At 61.4% G+C, this 20,917-nt stretch carries 17 protein-coding genes and 1 pseudogene; 10 read left to right on the plus strand and 8 right to left on the minus strand.

Annotated features, from left to right (window positions below):
- Positions 1-96 precede the first annotated feature (96 nt).
- From QAO71_RS04100 to QAO71_RS04135, 8 genes and pseudogenes are all read left to right on the plus strand, one after another.
- Complete coding sequence (locus tag QAO71_RS04100; RefSeq protein WP_036990848.1) at positions 97-1,731, plus strand: CTP synthase; 1,635 nt, start codon at positions 97-99, stop codon at positions 1,729-1,731.
- An 11-nt stretch (positions 1,732-1,742) separates the two neighbouring features.
- Positions 1,743-2,588 carry a 3-deoxy-8-phosphooctulonate synthase gene (kdsA, locus tag QAO71_RS04105; protein ID WP_074780839.1) on the plus strand — a complete coding sequence of 282 codons (846 nt, stop codon included), beginning with the start codon at positions 1,743-1,745 and terminating at the stop codon, positions 2,586-2,588.
- A gap of 59 nt (positions 2,589-2,647) precedes the next feature.
- Positions 2,648-3,937 carry a phosphopyruvate hydratase gene (eno, locus tag QAO71_RS04110; protein ID WP_136869160.1) on the plus strand — a complete coding sequence of 430 codons (1,290 nt, stop codon included), beginning with the start codon at positions 2,648-2,650 and terminating at the stop codon, positions 3,935-3,937.
- Between the two features lie 27 nt (positions 3,938-3,964).
- Positions 3,965-4,240 carry a cell division protein FtsB gene (ftsB, locus tag QAO71_RS04115; RefSeq protein ID WP_036990845.1) on the plus strand — a complete coding sequence of 92 codons (276 nt, stop codon included), beginning with the start codon at positions 3,965-3,967 and terminating at the stop codon, positions 4,238-4,240.
- Positions 4,233-4,925, plus strand: coding sequence for a 2-C-methyl-D-erythritol 4-phosphate cytidylyltransferase (gene ispD, locus QAO71_RS04120; RefSeq protein ID WP_136869161.1), 693 nt, complete (start codon positions 4,233-4,235; stop codon positions 4,923-4,925). The genes ftsB and ispD overlap by 8 nt, the downstream gene beginning before the upstream one ends.
- A gap of 168 nt (positions 4,926-5,093) precedes the next feature.
- Entirely contained in the window at positions 5,094-5,699 is a 606-nt protein-coding gene (gene imuA / locus QAO71_RS04125) for a translesion DNA synthesis-associated protein ImuA (RefSeq protein WP_280165297.1), read from the plus strand.
- Between the two features lie 2 nt (positions 5,700-5,701).
- A complete protein-coding gene (locus tag QAO71_RS04130; RefSeq protein ID WP_280165655.1) occupies positions 5,702-7,114 on the plus strand; it encodes a DNA polymerase Y family protein in 1,413 nt (470 codons plus the stop codon).
- A pseudogene (locus QAO71_RS04135) lies at positions 7,111-10,187 on the plus strand (error-prone DNA polymerase). Before QAO71_RS04130 ends, QAO71_RS04135 begins: the two are co-directional and overlap by 4 nt.
- A gap of 4 nt (positions 10,188-10,191) precedes the next feature.
- Here the strand turns inward: QAO71_RS04135 and QAO71_RS04140 are convergent.
- The 3 genes from QAO71_RS04140 to QAO71_RS04150 all read right to left on the minus strand — a co-directional run bounded on the left by QAO71_RS04140 (position 10,192) and on the right by QAO71_RS04150 (position 14,335).
- Positions 10,192-11,061: an MBL fold metallo-hydrolase gene (locus QAO71_RS04140; protein WP_280165298.1), complete on the minus strand. Its 870-nt coding sequence runs from the start codon at positions 11,059-11,061 to the stop codon at positions 10,192-10,194.
- 126 nt (positions 11,062-11,187) lie between these two features.
- Positions 11,188-12,570, minus strand: coding sequence for a solute carrier family 23 protein (locus QAO71_RS04145; protein WP_280165299.1), 1,383 nt, complete (start codon positions 12,568-12,570; stop codon positions 11,188-11,190).
- Positions 12,571-12,715: 145 nt separating this feature from the next.
- Complete coding sequence (locus tag QAO71_RS04150; RefSeq protein ID WP_280165300.1) at positions 12,716-14,335, minus strand: acyl-CoA synthetase; 1,620 nt, start codon at positions 14,333-14,335, stop codon at positions 12,716-12,718.
- 145 nt (positions 14,336-14,480) lie between these two features.
- Between QAO71_RS04150 and QAO71_RS04155 the strand changes: the two genes are divergently transcribed.
- Together QAO71_RS04155 and QAO71_RS04160 are read left to right on the plus strand one after the other, a co-directional pair.
- Complete coding sequence (locus QAO71_RS04155; protein ID WP_280165301.1) at positions 14,481-15,947, plus strand: PAS domain S-box protein; 1,467 nt, start codon at positions 14,481-14,483, stop codon at positions 15,945-15,947.
- Between the two features lie 17 nt (positions 15,948-15,964).
- Entirely contained in the window at positions 15,965-16,606 is a 642-nt protein-coding gene (locus QAO71_RS04160; RefSeq protein WP_280165302.1) for a response regulator transcription factor, read from the plus strand.
- A gap of 7 nt (positions 16,607-16,613) precedes the next feature.
- Here QAO71_RS04160 and QAO71_RS04165 read toward each other — a convergent pair whose 3' ends face one another.
- The 5 genes from QAO71_RS04165 to QAO71_RS04185 all read right to left on the minus strand — a co-directional run bounded on the left by QAO71_RS04165 (position 16,614) and on the right by QAO71_RS04185 (position 20,911).
- Entirely contained in the window at positions 16,614-16,787 is a 174-nt protein-coding gene (locus QAO71_RS04165; RefSeq protein ID WP_280165303.1) for a hypothetical protein, read from the minus strand.
- Positions 16,788-16,951: 164 nt separating this feature from the next.
- The gene (locus QAO71_RS04170; RefSeq protein WP_280165304.1) at positions 16,952-18,103 is read right to left on the minus strand and encodes an acyl-CoA dehydrogenase family protein; all 1,152 of its coding nucleotides are present in this window, start codon (positions 18,101-18,103) and stop codon (positions 16,952-16,954) included.
- Between the two features lie 20 nt (positions 18,104-18,123).
- Positions 18,124-19,206 (minus strand): enoyl-CoA hydratase/isomerase family protein, encoded by a 1,083-nt coding sequence (locus QAO71_RS04175; protein WP_280165305.1) that lies wholly within the window; start codon positions 19,204-19,206, stop codon positions 18,124-18,126.
- Positions 19,203-20,096 carry a 3-hydroxyisobutyrate dehydrogenase gene (mmsB, locus tag QAO71_RS04180; RefSeq protein WP_280165306.1) on the minus strand — a complete coding sequence of 298 codons (894 nt, stop codon included), beginning with the start codon at positions 20,094-20,096 and terminating at the stop codon, positions 19,203-19,205. Before mmsB ends, QAO71_RS04175 begins: the two co-directional genes overlap by 4 nt.
- Positions 20,097-20,137: 41 nt before the next feature.
- On the minus strand, positions 20,138-20,911 hold the full coding sequence (locus QAO71_RS04185; RefSeq protein ID WP_280165307.1) for an enoyl-CoA hydratase: 774 nt from the start codon (positions 20,909-20,911) through the stop codon (positions 20,138-20,140).
- Between the last annotated feature and the right edge of the window lie 6 nt (positions 20,912-20,917).

The raw sequence follows: 20,917 nt of genomic DNA on the forward strand, positions 1-20,917 counted from the left end.
GCTGTCTGGTATCCTGACTTCCCATCTTGACGAGACTTTGGTCTCCCTTCGATTCCTTGCGACTGCGGTCGCCTAACTTCAATCTACGGGTTTTTCATGACGCGCTACATCTTCGTCACGGGTGGTGTTGTATCTTCTTTGGGCAAGGGCATCGCCTCGGCATCCCTGGCGGCGATTCTCGAAGCACGTGGCCTCAAGGTCACCATGCTCAAGCTGGATCCCTACATCAACGTGGATCCGGGTACCATGAGCCCGTTCCAGCACGGCGAAGTCTTCGTCACCCATGATGGGGCCGAGACCGATCTGGACCTGGGGCACTACGAGCGCTTCATTCGTACCCGCATGACCCAGAACAACAATTTCACCACCGGTCGCGTCTATGAAGACGTGCTGCGCAAGGAGCGCCGTGGTGATTATCTGGGTGCCACCATCCAGGTGATTCCGCATATCACCGATGAAATCAAGACCCGCATCATCCGTGGCGCCGGCGATGCCGATGTGGCCATGGTTGAAGTGGGCGGCACCGTGGGTGACATCGAGTCGCAACCGTTCCTCGAAGCCATCCGTCAGCTGCGTCTGGAAGTGGGCGCCAAACGCGCCATGCTGATGCACCTGACACTCGTGCCCTATATCGCCACCGCCGGCGAAACCAAGACCAAGCCGACCCAGCATTCGGTCAAGGAACTGCGCTCCATTGGTCTGCAGCCCGACGTGCTGGTGTGCCGCTCCGATCATCCGATCGACCTGGCCTCCCGGCGCAAGATCGCCCTGTTCACCAACGTCGAGGAGCGTGCGGTCATCAGCCTGCCGGACGCCGACACCATCTACCGCATCCCCGGCATCCTGCATGCCCAGGGCCTGGATGATTATGTCGCCGAGCGTTTCGGGTTGGAATGCGGCAGTGCCGATCTGTCCGAGTGGGAGCGGGTGGTGGATGCCAAGCTGCATCCGGAGAAGGAAGTCACCATCGCCATGGTCGGTAAGTACATGGAGTTGCTGGATGCCTACAAATCGCTGATCGAAGCCCTGAGCCACGCTGGCATCCAGAGCCGCACCAAGGTCAATGTGCGTTATATCGACTCGGAAATCATCGAGGAGAATGGCACTGGCCAGTTGGAAGACGTGGATGCCATTCTGGTGCCGGGTGGTTTCGGCCTGCGCGGCGTGGAAGGCAAGATTGCCGCCGTGCGCTATGCCCGGGAAAACAAGATTCCCTATCTGGGTATCTGCCTGGGTATGCAGGTGGCAGTCATCGAGTTCGCCCGCAATATCCTGGGTTGGGATGATGCCAACTCCACTGAATTCGACAAGACTTCCAAGCATCCGGTAGTTGGTCTGATCACCGAATGGCAGACCGCCACCGGCGAGATGCAGACCCGTGACGAGTCTTCCGACCTGGGCGGTACCATGCGTCTGGGCGCGCAGGAATGTGCCCTGGAAGCCGGCAGCAAGGCCCGCGACTGCTACGGCCAGGATGTGATCGTCGAGCGTCACCGTCACCGCTACGAGGTCAACAACAACCTGTTGCCTGAATTGCAGAAGAGTGGCCTGAAAGTGTCCGGGCGGTCGATGGATGGTGCGCTGGTGGAAATGGTCGAGGTCGAGGATCACCCCTGGTTCGTCGCCTGTCAGTTCCACCCCGAGTTCACCTCCACGCCGCGTGATGGTCATCCGCTGTTCAGCGGCTTCGTCAATGCCGCGCTGAAGCAGCGTGCAGCCAAGAAAGCCTGAGGATCTACGCTATGGCGCAGAAGATAGTCCGCGTTGGCGACATCGATATAGCCAACGATAAGCCGTTCGTGCTGTTTGGCGGCATGAACGTGCTGGAGTCCCGTGATCTGGCCATGCGTATCTGCGAAGAATACGTCGAGGTGACCCGCAAGCTGGGCATCCCGTACGTGTTCAAGGCCAGCTTCGACAAGGCCAATCGCTCGTCGATCAACTCCTATCGTGGTCCGGGCATGGAAGCAGGTTTGAAGATCTTCGAAGAGATCAAACAGACCTTCAAGGTACCGGTCATTACCGACGTGCACGAGCCTCATCAGGCAGCGCCGGTGGCCGAAGTGTGTGACATCATCCAGTTGCCAGCCTTCCTGTCCCGGCAGACCGATCTGGTGGTGGCCATGGCCAAGACCGACGCGGTTATCAATATCAAGAAGGCGCAGTTTCTGGCGCCCCAGGAAATGCAGCATATCCTGACCAAATGCGAAGAGGCCGGTAACGATCAGCTGATTCTCTGCGAACGCGGTTCCAGCTTCGGTTACAACAACCTGGTAGTGGACATGCTCGGCTTCGGCATCATGAAGCAGTTCGAGTACCCGGTATTCTTCGATGTGACCCACGCGCTGCAGATGCCCGGAGGGCGCAGCGACTCGGCGGGCGGACGGCGCGCCCAGGTCACTGATCTGGCCAAGGCCGGCATGAGCCAGGGCCTGGCCGGTCTGTTTCTCGAAGCGCACCCGGACCCGGACAATGCCAAGTGCGACGGCCCCTGCGCCCTGCGGCTGGACAAGCTGGAACCCTTTCTCACCCAGCTCAAGGCGCTGGATGATCTGGTAAAGGGCTTCCCGCAACTTGAAACTGCCTGAGCGGCAGGCAAACCCCTTTAACTTCTTAAAGCATGTTTCAGATGGAGAAAGCAGCAATCATGGCGAAGATCATTGAAATCAAGGGTCGTGAAGTACTGGACTCGCGCGGTAACCCGACCGTTGAAGCGGATGTGATTCTGGAAGGCGGCATCCTCGGCAGTGCCTGTGCCCCCTCCGGTGCCTCCACCGGTTCCCGTGAAGCGCTGGAACTGCGCGATGGCGACAAGAGCCGCTACCTGGGCAAGGGCGTATTGAAAGCCGTTGCCAATATCAATGGTCCCATCCGTGAACTGCTGGTCGGCCGTGATGCGCTGGATCAGACCGGTCTGGATCGCGCCATGATTGAGCTGGATGGTACCGAGAACAAAGCCAAGCTGGGCGCCAACGCCGTTCTCGCGGTCTCCCTGGCCGCTGCCAAGGCCGCTGCCAAGGCCAAGGGCGTGCCACTGTATGCGCACATTGCCGATCTGAACGGCACACCCGGCCAGTACAGCATGCCGGTGCCGATGATGAATATCATCAACGGTGGTGAGCACGCCGACAATAACGTCGATATCCAGGAGTTCATGGTCCAGCCGGTAGGCGCCAAGACATTCGCTGATGCGCTGCGCATGGGCACCGAGATCTTCCATCATCTCAAGGCGGTACTGCAGGCGCGCGGTCTGAGCACCTCGGTAGGTGACGAGGGTGGTTTCGCACCGAACCTGGCCTCCAACGAAGATGCTCTGGGTGCCATTGCCGAAGCGGTTGCCAATGCCGGTTACAAGCTGGGTGAAGACGTAACCCTGGCCTTGGATTGTGCTGCCAGCGAGTTCTACAAGGATGGAAAGTATGACCTGGCCGGTGAAGGCAAGGCATTCGATGCTGCCGGTTTTGCTGACTACCTCGCGGGCCTGAGCCAACGTTATCCGATCATCTCCATCGAAGACGGCATGGACGAATCCGACTGGGCTGGCTGGAAAGTGCTGACCGACAAGATCGGGGCCAAGGTGCAACTGGTCGGTGACGATCTGTTCGTGACCAATACCAAGATCCTCAAGCGCGGTATTGACGAGAAAATCGGCAATTCCATCCTGATCAAGTTCAACCAGATCGGCTCGCTGACAGAAACCCTGGAAGCCATCCAGATGGCCAAGGCGGCTGGCTTCACCGCGGTGATTTCGCATCGCAGCGGTGAAACCGAAGATCACACCATCGCCGACCTGGCGGTGGGTACCGCTGCTGGTCAGATCAAGACCGGCTCGCTGTGCCGCTCCGACCGGGTGTCCAAGTACAACCAGCTGCTGCGTATCGAAGAGCAACTGGCTGGTCAGGCGCCTTACAAGGGCCGTGCCGAGTTTCGTGGCTGATAATCGGCTTCCGGGGAGACTGCCCGTTTGAAATGGCTCTGGGTGATATCACTGGCCTTGCTCGCCGCCCTACAGTATCGACTGTGGGTGGGCGAGGGTAGTCTGGCGCATGTCACCCAGCTCAAGCAGGACATCGCCAGTCAGCAGAGCGAGAATGAGAAGCTGCTGGAGCGCAATCGCGTGCTCACCGCAGAGGTCATCGAGCTTAAGCAGGGGCTGGAAACCATCGAAGAGCGTGCCCGGCATGAGCTGGGCATGGTCAAGGAAGGCGAAACCCTGTTCCAGCTGAGCGGTAATGACTGACCACCCGCTGTCTTTCTGGGTGGCCATTCCTGCTGCCGGCGTCGGCTCGCGCATGCGCGCCGATCGTCCCAAGCAATATCTGCCCTTGAATGGGCGCTGTCTGATCGAACATACCCTCGACTGTTTTCTCGACCAGCCCGGCTTGTCCGGCCTGGTGGTTTGCCTGTCGCCAGATGATGAATGGTGGCCGGAACTGGCCTGCGCGTGTGATCCGCGCATTACCCGGGCCGATGGTGGCCGTGAACGGGCCGACTCGGTGCTCAACGGACTGCAGGCGCTCACGGCGCTGGGCGCCGGGGAGCAGGACTGGGTGCTGGTGCATGACGCCGCCCGGCCCAATCTGGCTCAGTCCGATCTGCAGACGCTGCTGGCTACGCTGCAGCATGATCCCATCGGCGGGCTGCTGGCGGTGCCGGTGCGCGATACCCTGAAACTGGCCGGGCCGGATGGCCGGGTCAGTTCTACTCCGGATCGTTCACTGTTCTGGCAGGCCTATACCCCACAAATGTTCCGCCTCGGTGCGCTGCGCACAGCGTTAAGCGACGCGCTGGCGGCCGGCGTGGCGATCACCGATGAAGCCTCGGCCATGGAATGGGCCGGCCAGGCGCCGCGGCTGGTGGAAGGGCGAGCGGATAATATCAAGGTGACCCGGCCGGAAGATCTGGAGTTTCTCCGGCGGCGTTGAGTTGATGACCACCCCAGGCATCCATTCATCCACTGCAGATTGACCGCGGTTGGGGTACTCAATATGCTGTATTCCTATACAGTGTAACGGTGTCCTCATGGTTGGCTATTCCTCTCCTATTCGGTTTGTGCAGGTTGACTCTGCTGCCTTGTTTTTGGAGCAGGGCCGATGAGTGCGGTGGTGTCGCTCGATGCCCTGTTGCGCCAGCAGCGGGTATGGAAAGGGCGGGGCGAGGCCACGCCAGCTGCGGCTCAGCCCACCGGTCACCCGCAGTTGGATGCGCTGCTGCCCGGCGGTGGTTGGCCGGAGGCGGCGCTCAGTGAAATTCTGCTGGCGGCGCCTGGCGCGGGAGAGCTGCAGTTGTTGTGGCCGACTTTGGCGCGGCTGACCCGGGCGGGGGAACGGATCGTGCTGGTGGCACCGCCTCATGTTCCCTATCCCCACGCCTGGCTCCAGGCCGGCGTCGATCTGCGCTGGATGACCTTGATCGGTGCGCCCGAGCGGGAGTCGCTGTGGGCGGCGGAGCAATGTCTGCGCTCGGGCAGCTGCGCGGCGGTGTTGTGCTGGCCGCAGCGCATCGATGATCGTGGATTGCGCCGCTTGCAACTGGCGGCGGCGACCGGTCAGACCCTGGGGTTTGCCTGCCGTTCTCTGCGCGAGGCGGTCAATCCGTCGCCAGCCGCCCTGCGTCTGGCAGTGGATTGCCAGCCACGACAAGTGCGGGTGCTCAAATGCCGGGGCGCGCTGGTGCCGGGTCAGTCGGTTGCGCTCTGACCATGCGCTGGGCCTGTATTCTGCTCACTCAACTGGCGCTGGATGGCGTATCGCGCAGCCGTGACGATCAGGCCCAGCCGCTGGTGCTGGTGGCCGGTCCGGCGCAGCGCCGAATCATCCGGGCAGTCAATCCCGCAGCCCGTCAGCTGGGGCTCAAGCCCGGTCAGACGTTGATTGCCGCGCAGGCGCTGACCAGTGGTTTTGCCGTGGCCGAGTATGATCAACAGCAGATCGATCACTGGCAACATTTCCTGGCCGCCTGGGCTTATCGTTTCAGCTCCCATGTCAGCCTGGATTATCCGCGGGCTCTGCTGTTGGAAATCGAGTCCAGTCTGGGGCTGTTCGGCCCCTGGCCACGTTTTGAAGAACGTTTGCGCACCGAACTGACTGAGCTGGGCTTTCAGCACCGCATCGTATTGGCGCCCAACCCGGCGGCGGCGCGGATGTTGGCCAATGTGCATGACGGCCTGGCGGTGGACGATGTTGCCCTGCAGAGGGAAGTCGAACGCCTGCCCATCAGTCGCTGTGGCTTGCCGGCCGACATCGTGTCAGCCCTGGCCCGCATGGGGCTGCGGCGGGTGAAACAGCTGCTGGTATTGCCCCGGGATACGCTGGGGCGGCGTTTCCCCAAGGATGTGCTGTGGCATCTGGATACGCTGCTGGGTCATCAGCCGCTGGCGCTCGGCAACTTCCAGCCGGCTGATGAATTTGCTGCCCGGATCGAATTCAACTTCGAGGTCAACAACCATCAGGCGTTGCTGTTTCCGCTGCGCCGGTTGATTGCCGATCTGCATGCCTTCCTTGCTGGCCGGGACTGCGGCGTGCAGCAATTCATGCTGACGCTGGAGCACCGCAGTCTGGCTGCCACCGCGGTGCCGGTGGGCCTGCTGACGCCGGAGCGCGATACCCAGTTATTGTTCGATGTGGCGCGCGGCCGCCTGGAACAGCTACAGCTGCCCGCCCCGGTGCTGGCGCTGCGCCTGTCGGCACCGAACCTGCCGGATTTCGTACCGCAGTCACAAACACTCTTTGTCGAACGGCCGCAACAATCCCAGCCCTGGGAGCAGCTGCGTGAACGATTGCGTGCCCGCCTGGGAGACCAGGCCGTGTATGGGCTGGCCGCCGTGGCTGATCACCGTCCGGAGCACAGTTGGCGTACCGATGTGACGGGCGGCAGAGCAGGGCAGCACGATGGCCGGCCGCGGCCGGGCTGGTTGCTGACCGAGCCGCAGCCGCTCAATGATCTGGTACCCGAGATTATCGCGGGCCCCGAGCGCATCGAGTCGGGCTGGTGGGATGCCGGCGATCTGCGGCGGGATTACTATCTGGTCCGCACCCGGGACGGGCGTCGGGCTTGGGTCTGGCGTGCGGTCGACGGCTCGGGGCCGTTCATGTTGCAAGGCTGGTTCGCATGAGCGCGGCTTATGCCGAGTTGCATTGCCTGAGCAACTTCAGCTTTCAGCGGGGCGCCTCCAGTGCCGATGAACTGTTTGCCCGGGCGCGTCAGCACGGCTACCAAGCCCTGGCGATCACTGACGAATGCACCCTGGCCGGCATCGTGCGGGCCTGGCAGGCGGCCAAGGAACACCAGTTGCCGTTGATCGTTGGCAGTGAAATGCAGATAGAGAACGGGCCGAAGCTGGTGTTGCTGGTGGAGAACCTGCAAGGCTATCAACGACTGTGCCAGTTGATCACCCTGGCCCGGCGGCGCGCGGAGAAGGGATGCTATCGGCTGCTGCGTGAGGATATCGACGCCGATATGTCCGGCTTGCTGGCGTTATGGTTGCCGACAGAGAAGGAGGACGTGAGTACCGGCGCCTGGCTGAAAGAGCGATTTCCCGCCACCCTGTGGTTGGCTATCGAGCTGCATCGAGGGCCCGATGATGATCAGCGCCTGGCCCGGCTGCAAGCATTGGCCGCCAAACTGGATATCCCGGCAGTGGCCGCCGGGGATGTGCATATGCACGCTCGTGGGCGTCGGGCATTGCAGGACACCATCACGTCCATTCGGCATCATTGCCGGGTGGACGAGGCCGGCCACCGCCTGTTTGCCAATGGTGAACGGCATCTGCGCAGTCGCGCGGGGCTGGTCGATGCCTATCCGGCGGCGTTGCTGGCCGAGACGCTACGTATCGCCGAACGCTGCCAGTTCGATTTTGATGATCTGAAATACCATTACCCCCGCGAACTGGTGCCGGCAGGGCATACCCCGGCGTCCTGGTTGCGACAGCTGACCGAGGAGGGCATCGCCTGGCGCTGGCCCCAAGGTATTTCTGCCAAGCTGCACGGGCAGATCGAGACAGAACTGACGCTGATTTGCGACCTGGAATATGAAAGCTATTTTCTGACCGTGCATGACATCGTCAGCTTCGCCCGCAGCCAGCATATTCTCTGTCAGGGACGTGGCTCGGCGGCCAACTCGGCAGTGTGCTTTGCCCTGGGCATCACCGAGATCGACCCGGTGCACAGCAACCTGCTGTTCGAACGCTTTTTGTCCCGCGAGCGCAATGAACCGCCGGACATCGACGTGGACTTCGAACACGAGCGGCGTGAAGAAGTGATCCAGTATGTGTTCCGCCGCTATGGCCGCCGCCGGGCCGCACTGACCGCCGTGGTCAGCAGCTACCACGCCGCTGGCGCCGTGCGCGATGTAGGCAAGGCGCTGGGGCTGCCGGCCGAGCAGGTCGACACCTTGGCCCGTTGTTGTGGGCGCTGGAGCGATCATATCCCCACACCGGAGCGGCTGCGCGAGGCCGGTTTCGATCCGGACAGTCCGATAGTGCACCGGGTGCTGACCCTGAGTGGACAACTGATCGGTTTTCCCCGGCATCTGTCCCAACATCCCGGCGGCTTCGTCATCTCCGAGCAACCGCTGGATACCCTGGTACCGGTGGAAAACGCCGCCATGGATGGGCGCACCATCATCCAGTGGGACAAGGATGACCTGGACGCCGTCGGCCTGCTCAAGGTGGATATCCTGGCGCTGGGCATGCTTACCGCGCTGCGCCGCTGCTTCGATCTGGTCCGTCATTACCGGGGGCGCGAACTGACCCTGGCGACCATTCCGGCGGATGACGAGCTGACCTATGACATGATCAGCCGGGCCGACACCATCGGTGTATTCCAGATCGAATCCCGGGCGCAGATGAGCATGTTGCCGAGACTCAAGCCGCGCACATTCTATGATCTGGTGATCGAGGTGGCGATCGTGCGACCGGGGCCGATCCAAGGCGATATGGTGCATCCGTATCTGCAACGGCGTAATGATAAGGCGCTGGTGACCTATCCTTCCCCCGCGCTGGAAAAGGTACTCAAACGCACTCTCGGCGTGCCCCTGTTCCAGGAGCAGGTCATGGAGATAGCCATAGTCGCCGCCGGTTACAGCGCCGGAGAAGCGGACGAGCTGCGCCGCTCCATGGCCGCCTGGAAGCGCCGTGGCGGGCTGGAACCGCACCGGGAAAAGCTCACCCAGGGCATGCTGGAGCGCGGTTATGACATCGAGTTCGCCGAGCGTATCTTCGAGCAGATCAAGGGCTTTGGCGAGTACGGCTTTCCTGAATCCCACTCGGCCAGTTTCGCCTTGCTGACCTACGCCAGCAGCTGGCTCAAATGCCATGAACCGGCGGCCTTTACCTGTGCGCTGATCAACAGCTGGCCGATGGGTTTCTACAGTCCCGATCAGTTGCTGCAGGATGCCCGGCGTCACGGTATCGAGACCTTTCCGGTGGATGTGCGTTACAGCGCCTGGGATTGCTCGCTGGAGCCTGGCCGGGATGGCGAACTGGGTATTCGTCTGGGGTTGCGTATGGTGCGCGGCTTCCATGTCGAGGATGCGGGGCGTATCGAGCAGGCCCGCCAGCAGCAACCCTTTACCGATGTCACCGACCTGAGCCGGCGAGCGGGGTTGCAGGCCGGGCCCGGGATCTGCTGGCGGACGCCGGAGCGTTGCGGGGATTGGCAGGTAATCGGCACCGGGCGCGCTGGGCTGTGGCTGGCATCGAACCCCAGCTGCCGCTGTTTGCCGGGCAGCCGGCAATCAGGGAAGCCGCAGTAACCTTACCCCTGCCATCGGAAGCCGAAGAGATGCAGGCCGACTATGCACTGGTCGGCACCACCATGGGACGCCATCCCATGGCTATCTTGCGACCAAAATTACGCCAGCTGCGCTGCCGGGATTCGAACGAATTGCGTAGCCTGGAGCACGGCCGCCCGGTGACGGTCGCCGGGTTGGTGACCGGTCGCCAGCGCCCCGGCACTGCCAGCGGGGTGACCTTCGTCACCCTGGAAGACGAGCATGGCATGGTCAATGTCGTGGTCTGGCGTGCGCTGGCCGAGCGCCAACGCAAGGAGCTGGTGCATTCCAGCATGTTGCAGGTCTATGGCCGGTTGGAAACCAAGGAGGGAGTGCGTCATCTGATCGCCTCCCGGCTGGTTGACCTGACAGACATGCTCAACGGTCTGGCGACCCGTAGCCGGGATTTTCACTGATGCGTCAGTTGCTGGCGTACTGCAGGTTGCCGGACGTATCACGCACCCGGAAGCGTCCGGATTCTCCGTCTCGCTCGATATGTGCCACGGCCATCTGCGCGTCGTGAGTGAAAACCAGTCGGCCGTTCGTGGCAACCATGTCATTGAGCAGCGCTTCTTTTTCCCCGATCAGGATCTCGGGAAAACGGTCATATCCCATGGTGATTGGCAGGTGCACCCAGGGCGCGCCGGGGATCAGATCGCCGGGAAACACCACCGGGCCGTCGGGCATATCGAATTCGGGCAGCATCAGCCCCGGGGTATGTCCGTCGCTGAAGCGGAACCGCCAGTCCGGCCCCAGCGTGGCGGAGCCATCACCGTCCTGGATCAGCTCCAGCCGGCCGCTGGCTTCGAGCAGCCCGAGCAGCTCGGGAATGAAGGACGCACGATCCCGCGGGTGCGGTCGGCGGGCTCGCGCCCAATGGCGCTGGCCGGTAATGAAGGTGGCCTTGGGAAACAACAATTGGGGTGGTTGATCGGCCTGCCAGGGACTCAGCAGGCCACCGGCGTGATCGAAATGCAGATGTGTCAACACCACCACATCAATGTCCGCATGACTCAATCCGATCTCGGCCAGATTGTCGAGCAGCACATGATGATCCTCGACCACGCCGTAGCGCTCTTTCATCTGCGGCGAGAAAAAGGCACCGATACCCGTCTCGATAAGAATATTGCGATCGTTTTCCTGCACCAGCAGGGCACGACAGCTCAGGGCGATGCGGTTGTGCTCATCGGTCTCGACCCAGCGTGACCAGAGGGCCTTGGGGGCGTTACCGAACATGGCCCCGCCATCCAGGCGCTGGCTGTTGCCTTCAAGGGTGGTGAAAGTACGCATAGCTATTCTCCAGCCGCCGCCGGCCCGGGCCGGCGGCGGTAATCAATTACCGCGTGAAAGTATTCTCGATCGACGCATGGAATGGCTGCCAGCTGAATCGGCGGAGTGGCAGTTCGGTAGTGTTACTCATCTGGGCTGCTCCTGTTCCGCTTCCGGCTGATCGAGGTCACTCGGGCTGCGGAACTTCAACAGGTGGGTACGCTCGATCAGGATATACAGCGCGGCGCCGGCGGCCAGCCCCCAGCCTGCGCCATACACCGCCAGTACCACGCCCATGGTGCCGGCAATGCCGCGCTCGGTATTATTGTTGAGCTGCTCGAAACCGACCATCAGGCAGATATAGCCGGTGAGAATCAGTGTCAGCGACAGGGCGATCGGCAGGACCGGCTGGAAGAAGCTCACCAGCGGCAGCAGAAACAGCGCCAGAAAGCCGGTAATCCAGAAGGTGCCGGCACCGCTGTAGATCGACTCCATGGCATGGCGCCCATATTTGTAGCGTTCCGCCATGGTGGCAGCAACGGCCGTCCACAAGGGGCCGGCCAAACCGGGAGAGGGCGCGAAAAAGGCATGCATCGCATTGCGGACGGCGGTCACCAGATGCACCCGGTCAATGTTGTTCTCGATCACTTCGTCGGTGCGCAGCTCGTCAGCGCGCTGCATCAGAGACTGGCCAACAATGATGTCGCCAAAGGCGATGATGTAGGCAATGACCGCCGTGGGTATGGCCAGCATGAACACTTTCGCATCCGGGAAGCCAAGGGTGAATGGCAGGTAGTTCCACATCTCGGCGAAGGCCGGTGCGGTGATGCCGAAGCGGACATCCGGCATCTCATATTCGCCGGTGGTGATACCTACGAAGATGGCCACAAGCATGCCGGGTACCATGCCGTAGTTGACCACTTTGCGCGCAAATGGAACCCGCTCGGTCAACCCCTTGAAGGACACTGAGAACATCAAGTAAAGACAGACCAGACTGCCGATTACCAGAGAAAAGGGTGTGGCAGCCAGCCGTCCACCGGTCTCGATTTCACCAATGAGTGCGGCAATACCGGCGCCAATGATGATGCCGCCCTTCATCGAGTTCGGAATCAGCCGGACCAGTACACTACCGAGGCGTGTGATACCGAGGAACAGGAAGATGACAAACACCAGAAACTGCAAGGCGAATAAGGCCTGAATGGCTTCCGGGCCGGGTTCGAAATCACCGAGGAACAGCAGAACCACGGGAATACCGGGGGTGATCCAACCGGGGACAAAAGGCACGCCGAGTAGCGCCGGCAGCATGAAACCGACACCACAGACCACCACATAGGCCAGCGCTACATCATAGGGCAGGCCGAGATAGGTCTGCAGTAGCGGGATCATGCCGAGGCTGACCACAAACATGATCAGGGCCTGGAGCATTTCGGCCATTTCCCAGCGGTAATGGATGAAGGGCAGGCGAATCTTGAAGGGGCCGCAAGGCCAGAAGGGTTGTTCGGCACCATCGGTGCGTTTGTAGACTTGCATGCAGTACTCCTGTGCCCAACGGAATGCGCAGGCCTCTTGGCCTGACCATCGGTCGGCTTATTGTTGTTGTGAAACAGAGTCTTGGCTGCCAGACGCCCCGAGGCGGTAGTCGCGGGACGCCTGGCGAGTTACGGCAGAGCTCGCATCAGACTGCCTTGGCCCAGTCGCGCAGAACGTATTTCTGGATCTTGCCAGTGGAAGTTTTCGGCAGCTCGGTAAAGACCACGTTCTTCGGTATCTTGAACGCGGCCAGATGATCCCGGCAGAAATGGATGATGTCTGCTTCGCTGGCCTGATGCCCGGCTTTCAAGGTGACGAATGCGCAGGGTGTTTCACCCCACTTCTCATCGGGCCTGGCCACCACTGCCGCTTCCAGGATATCGGGATGGCGGTAGAGCGTACCTTCCACCTCGATGGTGGAGATGTTTTCGCCACCGGAGATAATGATGTCCTTGAGCCGGTCCTTGACCTCGAGATAGCCATCGGCATGCCATACGCCCAGGTCGCCGGTGTGAAACCAGCCGCCTTCGAAGGCCTCAGCGGTCGCTGAGGGGTTCTTCAAATAACCTTTCATGACGGTGTTGCCGCGCATGAAGATCTCACCAATGGTTTCGCCATCGCGGGGCACCGGCTGCAGGGTCTGTGGATCAGCGACCATGACCCCTTCCAGAGTCGGGTAACGCACACCCTGGCGGGCCTTGATACGGGCGCGTTCGTCCAGTGGCAATTCATCCCAATGACCATGCCAGGCGCACACGGTGACCGGGCCGTAGGTCTCGGTCAGCCCGTATACATGGGTGACCTTGATGCCCATTTCTTCCACCGCACCAATCACCTTGGCGGGCGGCGCCGCACCGGCAACCATGGTATGTACCGGGTGGTCGATGGCAGCTTTGGCTTCCGGCGGCATGTTCACCAGGGCATTGAGCACGATGGGCGCGCCGCACATATGGGTGACCTGCTCATCATGGATCAGGTTGAGAATCTTCTGCGGATCGACCCGGCGCAGGAATACATGCACACCGGCCATGGCGGTGACTGTCCAGGGGTAGCACCAGCCATTGCAGTGGAACATGGGTAGCGTCCACAGGTAGACCGGATGCTGACCCATGTTCCAGGTCATCTGGTTGCCCATGGCATTGAGGAAGGCGCCGCGGTGATGGTAAACCACTCCCTTGGGGTTGCCGGTGGTCCCCGAGGTGTAGTTGAGACTGATCGCATCCCACTCATCATCCGGCCCCTGCCAGACGAACTCGGGATCGCCTTCGGCAAGGAATGCCTCGTAATCCAGGGCGCTGTTGGCTTGTCCCTCGCCGTACTCCGGGTCGTTTACGTCGATTACCAGCGGTGGGTGATCAAGCATGCCGATAGCGGCGTGCACGATATCGAAGAACTCGCGATCGGCGATCAGTACCTTGGCTTCACCGTGCTGCAGCATGAAGGCGATGGCCTCGGCATCCAGGCGTACGTTCAGAGTATTGAGCACCGCCCCGATCATCGGGACACCGAAATGCGCTTCGAGCATTTCCGGAATGTTCGGCAGCATGACCGCTACCGTGTCGCCCTTGCCGATGCCTCGGCCCTGCAACGCCGATCCCAGACGACGGCAACGGTCATAGGTCTGGGCCCAGGTGCGCCGAACGGCACCATGTACCACGGCAGGGTAGTGAGGATAGACGTTGGCAGCGCGTTCGATGAAACCGAGGGGCGACAAGGCGGTATGGTTGACCGCACCAGCGGACAGGCCTTCCTGATATATGGACATGGATCGTATCCTTGGCATTTGTTAGCTCTTGTTGATAACGGCCATTCGAGAATGCCGTATATTTATGGGGTAGTTTATATCCCAGCTGGAATTGTTATGGAAGTATTACCAAGGTCTATAGGTATAATTACTATAAGGTGGTCTGGTGCCTGATAAAATCATGTCCGACCAGGGGTATGCCTCCCTGCTGCAGGCTGCTGATCCGCAACCTACGTGCCTGTTCGATGCCAGCGGCAGGATGTGCGGTTGGAACCCGGCCATGCACGATCTGCTCGCTGCGGGTAATGCGCCGGATATTCTGTTGCCCCACAACCATGCGCAGCTGATAACGGCAGCGCTCGGCCAGCAGCGGGCTATCAGTGAGGTGCCCGTGCAAACGCCCGGTCAGCGACATCTGTTGTGGACCTTCATTCCGGTGGCCAGCGACCGGATACTGGCCCGTGCCCGAGACGCTACCGAGGCGTTGAACAATGAGCAGCAGGCAGTGGTCGCTCGGCGTCTGTACCGGTTGATCATCGAGAACACCACGGATCTGATTTCCCGGCATACGCCTGAAGGCACGTTTCTGGATGCTTCCCCTGCAGCCTGGGCACTGCTTGGCCGATGGCCGGAGCAATTGCGTGGTACGCAGATCCACGAGCTGTTCCATCCCCAGGAGCGGGACGAGATCAGGCAGCGCTATGACAGCGCGCTTGAGCAGGACGGCTATCTGACCATCAGTTACCGGATCCGCCATCGTGACGGCCACTATCTGTGGTTCGAAACCGCCAGCCGGGCGATACGGGAGACTTATACCGGCAAGGTGGTGGAGGTTGTCAGTGTGTCGCGGGATATTACCGAACGTATTCGCAGTGAAGAGCACAGCCGCCGTCTGCAGGATGAGCTGGCACATGCCACGCGATTGGCGACGCTCGGTGAGCTGGCCTCCGGTATCGCCCATGAAATCAACCAGCCGCTGGCCGCCATCGTCAATTACGCCGCCGCCAGTCAACGCTATCTGGCGGCGCTGGAGCCGGGTGGCGAGCCGGGCCGGCGTCTGGCCCAGGGACTTGAGCGTATTGCCAGTCATGCCCAGCATGCGGCAGAGGTGATCAAGCGCATGCGTGCCTTCCTGCGCAAAGGGCCGCGCCGCGGTCAGCGCATCAGCCCCGCACTGCTGGCGCAGGATGCAGTGCGCCTGTGCGCCTGGGAGGCGCAGCAACAGCAGGTGGAGATCATCCAGCAGATCGGCGAAGCTCTGCCGGATGTCCATGTCGATCCCATTCTGTTGCAGCAAGTGTTGCTCAATCTGCTACGCAATGCCATCGAGGCTAATCGGGACAAGTCTCCGGATACGCCATCACAGGTCTATCTGCGGCTGAGTGCAGACGAACGCCGGGTGGACCTGCAGGTTATCGATCAGGGGCCAGGTGCCAGTGATGAACAGTTGAACAGCATGTTCACGCCGTTCTATACCAGCAAGCCCGACGGCTTGGGGCTGGGATTATCCATGAGTCAGAGCATCGTCGAGAGCTTCGGTGGTGGATTGGAGGCGCTTCGCGATGAGCGGGGCGGGTTGTGCCTGCATAGCTGGCTGCCAGCGCTGCAGGATGCAGGCTTTATACAAGAGTAATGATCAGGAGAAATGATATGGAGCTGGATCGGCAGCAGCGAGTGTACGTGGTGGATGACGATCAGGGGATGTTGGACTCCACGGTGTGGCTGCTCGAATCGGTCGGGCTGCAAGCGCTGCCCTTCACGAGTGGCCAGGCATTTCTTGACCATTGTCTGGAAGAGCTGCCGGCCTGCGTGCTGCTGGATATACGCATGCCCGGCATGGGCGGGCTGGCAGTACAGGACGTGCTGCGTGAGCGGGGCAGCAAGCTGCCGGTGATTTTCGTCAGCGCCCATGCCGACGTGCCCATTGTGGTGCGGGCTTTTCGCGGTGGGGCAGCGGATTTCATCGAGAAGCCCTATAACGAGCAATTACTGCTCGACAGCGTCCAGCGTGCGCTGCGGCTGTACCAAGCGCCGGTGATGGATCAGAGGGAGGGTGATCCGGTGCGTGAACGCATGCAACAGCTCACCCCCCGCGAGCGCGACGTACTGCTGCCGCTGGTGCAGGGCTACAGCAACCGGGAGATTGCCGAGCAATTGGGCGTGAGCGTCAAGACCGTGGATTTGTACCGCTCACGGGTGATGAAGCGGATGCAGGCCACGAGCCTGCCGGCGCTGGTAGGTATGGCGATCGGCGTGGGGCTGATCGAGCCGTTCAAACTACAGGCGAGATGAGGTCAGGTTAGAGCCAGTGGCCTGGGTTCATGGCGTGACAGCTCAGGGTATGACAGGGAATGCTGGCCGGTTGGTTGGCATGGGCCACATTGGTGCGGTGCACGGCGAGAATGGACAGCACGGTCAGCAGGGCAATGAAAAAGGCGACGATGGTAACGGCATTGATATAGTTTTTATGCATGACATCAGTTCCTGCTTTATTTTTTGTTGTTTTTGTCTTGCGCTGGCTGAGTGTATCAGCTGCGCACTTTATTGTTATTGATATTAGTCGAGACTCCGTTAATAAACAATCTGGACGGTATTTTTTTATTGGCGGCCGGGCGCGGGGCCCGGCCGTTTCCATCCTTACAATGCGTAGTTCTTCAACTCCCGGGCAATCAATAGCCGCTGGATCTCGCTGGTACCTTCGTAGATCTGGGTAATCCGCGCGTCACGATACAGCCGCTCCACCGGGTAGTCCTCAAGATAACCGTAGCCGCCATGAATCTGCACCGCCTTGGAACAGACGTCTTCGGCCATCTCGCTGGCGAACAGCTTGGCCTGGGAGGCTTCCGAGAGGCAGGGTACGCCTTCGGTGCGCAGCCGTGCGGCATGCAGGATCAACAGGCGTGCCGCATTGAGGCGGGTATGCATGTCGGCCAGCATGTTGGCTATGCTCTGGTGCTCGGTCAGGGCCACACCAAATTGGGTGCGTTCGCGGGCGTAGGTCAGGGCGGCTTCGAAGGCCGAGCGGGCGATACCCAGGGCTTGGGCGGCGATGCCGATACGGCCGCCTTCCAGGTTGGACAGGGCGATGGCCAGTCCCTTGCCGCGCGGACCGAGCAGGTTGGCTTCGGGAATGCGGCAGTTATCCAGGGTCACGGCGCAGGTATCCGAGCCGCGGATGCCCATTTTGTGCTCCATGCGCTCGATCTTGAAGCCGGGATTGTCGGTGGGGACGAGAAATGCCGACAGGCCCTTCTTGCCCAGCTCCGGGTCGGTCACGGCAAAGACGATAGCCAGCTGTGCCCGCTTGGCGTTGCTGACGAACTGCTTGGCACCGTTGATTACCCATTCGCCATTGTCCAACACCGCCCGGGTGCGCAGATTATGGGCCTCGGAGCCGGCCTGGGGTTCGGTCAAGGCGAAGCAGCCGATGGCTCTGCCGGTAGCCAGGTCCGGCAACCAGGTCTCCTGCTGCTCGGCGTTGCCGAACTTGAGCAGCGGGCCGCAGCCCACCGAGTTGTGGATGCTCATCATCGCGCCGGTGGCGCTACAGCCGGCGGCGATTTCCTCCACGGCCAGGGCATAGGCGACATAGTCGACATAGCTGCCGCCCCATTCCTCGGGCACCACCATGCCCAGCAGGCCCAGCTCGCCCATCTGGCGTACCACGGCATCATCGATCCAGCCGGACTTGTCCCATTCCGCGGCGCGCGGCGCCAACTCGCTCTGGGCGAACTGGCGGGCCATGTCGCGGATCATGCGCTGGTCTTCGTTGAGTTCGATATCGTGCATGTGTTCCGTCTCCCTATCCGTCAGGCCTGGCGCCGTTCATCGGTGCTGTGTGCGGTGAAGCCGGCGAAGAAGTCCGCGACCTGTTCTGCTTTTACCTCGGCCAGCGTGGGCGGGTTCCAGCGGGGACTCTTGTCCTTGTCGACGATCAGCGCCCGCACGCCTTCCATGATGTCGCCCTTGGCGAACCACTGGCGGTCCAGATGCAGCTCCAGCGCGAAACAATCCGTCAGATCCAGCTCGCCGCCGCGACGCAGCAGTTCCAGGGTCACATTCATGGCCAGCGGCGACTTGCTGTCGATGGCCGCCAGGGTGCGTTCGGCCCAGTCCTGATAGGCGGGGCAGTCTTCGACAGCCAGGGAAGCCCGAATCCGGAGCATGTCCGGATGGCTGAAGTGCCGGTCGATGGCCGAGCGCAGCGCCTTGATTTCTGAGCCGGGGATTTTCTGCGAGGCGCGTTTGTGCAGCAACTGATCCAGATCGCGTGCCGGGTCATCCGACCAGCTCTGGCTGTTCAGTGCCTGATCCAGCTCCGTGACGAGGTCGCTGCTGATGCAGTGGTCGGCCAGGCCGCAGTACAGGGCATCGGCGGCGCGGATATGCGAGCCGGTTACGCCCAGGTACTGGCCGATGGCACCCTCCAGGCGGGACAGGAAAAAACTGCCGCCCACATCCGGGAAGTAGCCAATACCGGTTTCCGGCATGCCCATCTTCACCCGCTCGGTGACCACGCGATGCGAGGCAGCCTGGGCCAGGCCCATGCCGCCGCCGAGGACGAAGCCGTCCATCAGTGCCAGCACGGGCTTGGGGTAGCCATGGAGCACCTGGTCCATGGCGTATTCCTCTTCAAAGAAGGTGACGTACATACCGTCGCCGGCCTTGAAGCTGTCATACAGGCCACGGATGTCGCCGCCGGCGCAGAAGGCCTTTTCGCCGTTGGCCCGCAGCACGACTAAACGTACGGCCGGGTCGTTGTGCCAAGCATCCAGTTGCTGGCGCAGGCCGCGCACCATCTCCAGGCTGAGGGCGTTGAGCCCGGCCGGACGGTTGAGGGTCAGGTGGCCGACGCCGTTACGCACTTCGGCCAGTACGCTCTGCTCGCTCATTCGATCGCTCCGTTGTACATCTTGATGATGGCGGAGAAATCCAGCCCGCCATTACCCTGGCCGCTGAAGGTCTGGTACAACTGCTGCGCCAGGGCGCCGAGCACTACCGGCTGGCGTGCCTGCTTGGCAGCCTCGGTGGCCAGGCCCAGGTCCTTGAGCATCAGGTCGGTGCCGAAGCCACCGGTGTAGCCGCGGGACGCCGGAGCGTTGTCCAGTACGCCGGGGTAGGGATTGTAGGTATCGGTACTCCAGCAGCGGCCACTGGAGGTGTTGATGATGCCGGCCAGCACCTTGGGGTCCATGCCCAAGGACACGCCCAGGTTCATGGCCTCGGCGGCGCCGATCATGGAAATGCCCAACAGCATGTTGTTGGCCACCTTGGCGACCTGGCCATTGCCACTTGGCCCGCAATAGACGATGTTCTTGCCCATGGCCTGCAAGACCGGCAGGGCGGCATCAAAGTCGGCCTGTTCACCGCCGACCATGAAGGTCAAGGTGCCCGCCGCTGCACCGCCGGTACCGCCGGAAACTGGCGCATCAATCATGCGGTTGCCCTTTGCCGCCGCGGCAGTGGCTACTTCCCGGGCGCTCATGGGGTCGATGGTGGAACTGTCGATCAGCCGCACCTCGGGTGCCACTTTGGCCAGCAGGCCGTCTTCACCCAAATAGACACCTTTCACATGTTGGGCGGCGGGCAGCATGGTGATGATCACTTCCACATTGCTGCCGGCCAGCACGGCAATGCTGGGCGCGGCGCTGGCGCCGGCTTCTACCAGATTGGCCACCGCCGCTTCGGACAGGTCGAATACAGTCAGTTCATGGCCAGCCTTGAGGAGGTTGTGGGCCATGGGGCCGCCCATGTTGCCGAGACCAAGGAATCCGATTTTCATATGAGCTACCTCTTATTCTTGTCAGCTAGTTGTATCGATGCTCAAGCGTGCTTGAAATTGGGTTTACGCTTCTCGGCAAAGGCCTGCATGCCTTCGGTCTGGTCAGCGGTGGCGAAGATCGAGTGGAATACCCGGCGCTCGAAACGCACACCTTCACTCAGGCTGCTCTCGAATACCCGGTTGACGCATTCTTTGGTCATCATCACGCTCGGCAGGGACTTGCTGGCGATGACCTGGGCGGTCTTCAGGGTTTCTTCCAGGAGCTGATCGACCGGAATGATGCGCGCGACCAGGCCAGCCTGCTCGGCTTCCTGGGCATCCATCTGGCGACCGGTCAGACACATTTCCATTGCCTTGGCTTTGCCTATGGCGCGGGTCAGGCGCTGGGTGCCGCCGATGCCGGGCAGTACGCCCAGGTTGATTTCGGGTTGGCCGAAGCGGGCATTGTCGGCGGCATAGATGAAGTCGCAGATCATTGCCAGTTCGCAGCCGCCGCCCAGGGCGTAGCCAGCCACTGCGGCAATCAACGGCTTGCGGCGGTTGGCGATGCGGTCGGCAGGGGAGAAAAAGTCATCCATGAACACGCCGGGGTATTGCAGATCGACCATCTGCTTGATATCGGCACCAGCAGCGAAGGCCTTGCTGGAGCCGGTCAGGACTACACAACCGATCTGCGGGTCGTTCTCGAACTGGTCCAGCGCCTGGTTCAGTTCATCCAGAACCTGGGTATTCAGCGCATTCAGCGCCTGGGGGCGGTTCAAGGTAATCAGACCCACACGCTCGCGGGTCTCGATCAGAATGGTTTCAAAACTCATATCGCT

Origin of the sequence: Halopseudomonas sp. SMJS2, assembly GCF_029866945.1 — a bacterium.
GTDB classification, from domain to species: domain Bacteria; phylum Pseudomonadota; class Gammaproteobacteria; order Pseudomonadales; family Pseudomonadaceae; genus Halopseudomonas; species Halopseudomonas bauzanensis.

Excerpts from the sequence above, each read along its gene's own strand:
- QAO71_RS04170 (WP_280165304.1), bottom strand. The coding sequence starts at position 18,103 with ATGCACGATATCGAACTCAACGAAGACCAGCGCATGATCCGCGACATG.
- kdsA (WP_074780839.1), top strand. The coding sequence starts at position 1,743 with ATGGCGCAGAAGATAGTCCGCGTTGGCGACATCGATATAGCCAACGAT.
- QAO71_RS04165 (WP_280165303.1), bottom strand. The coding sequence starts at position 16,787 with ATGCATAAAAACTATATCAATGCCGTTACCATCGTCGCCTTTTTCATT.
- QAO71_RS04160 (WP_280165302.1), top strand. The coding sequence starts at position 15,965 with ATGGAGCTGGATCGGCAGCAGCGAGTGTACGTGGTGGATGACGATCAG.
- QAO71_RS04130 (WP_280165655.1), top strand. The coding sequence starts at position 5,702 with ATGCGCTGGGCCTGTATTCTGCTCACTCAACTGGCGCTGGATGGCGTA.
- QAO71_RS04140 (WP_280165298.1), bottom strand. The coding sequence starts at position 11,061 with ATGCGTACTTTCACCACCCTTGAAGGCAACAGCCAGCGCCTGGATGGC.
- ispD (WP_136869161.1), top strand. The coding sequence starts at position 4,233 with ATGACTGACCACCCGCTGTCTTTCTGGGTGGCCATTCCTGCTGCCGGC.
- QAO71_RS04100 (WP_036990848.1), top strand. The coding sequence starts at position 97 with ATGACGCGCTACATCTTCGTCACGGGTGGTGTTGTATCTTCTTTGGGC.
- mmsB (WP_280165306.1), bottom strand. The coding sequence starts at position 20,096 with ATGAAAATCGGATTCCTTGGTCTCGGCAACATGGGCGGCCCCATGGCC.
- QAO71_RS04150 (WP_280165300.1), bottom strand. The coding sequence starts at position 14,335 with ATGTCCATATATCAGGAAGGCCTGTCCGCTGGTGCGGTCAACCATACC.
- eno (WP_136869160.1), top strand. The coding sequence starts at position 2,648 with ATGGCGAAGATCATTGAAATCAAGGGTCGTGAAGTACTGGACTCGCGC.
- imuA (WP_280165297.1), top strand. The coding sequence starts at position 5,094 with ATGAGTGCGGTGGTGTCGCTCGATGCCCTGTTGCGCCAGCAGCGGGTA.
- QAO71_RS04145 (WP_280165299.1), bottom strand. The coding sequence starts at position 12,570 with ATGCAAGTCTACAAACGCACCGATGGTGCCGAACAACCCTTCTGGCCT.
- QAO71_RS04185 (WP_280165307.1), bottom strand. The coding sequence starts at position 20,911 with ATGAGTTTTGAAACCATTCTGATCGAGACCCGCGAGCGTGTGGGTCTG.
- QAO71_RS04175 (WP_280165305.1), bottom strand. The coding sequence starts at position 19,206 with ATGAGCGAGCAGAGCGTACTGGCCGAAGTGCGTAACGGCGTCGGCCAC.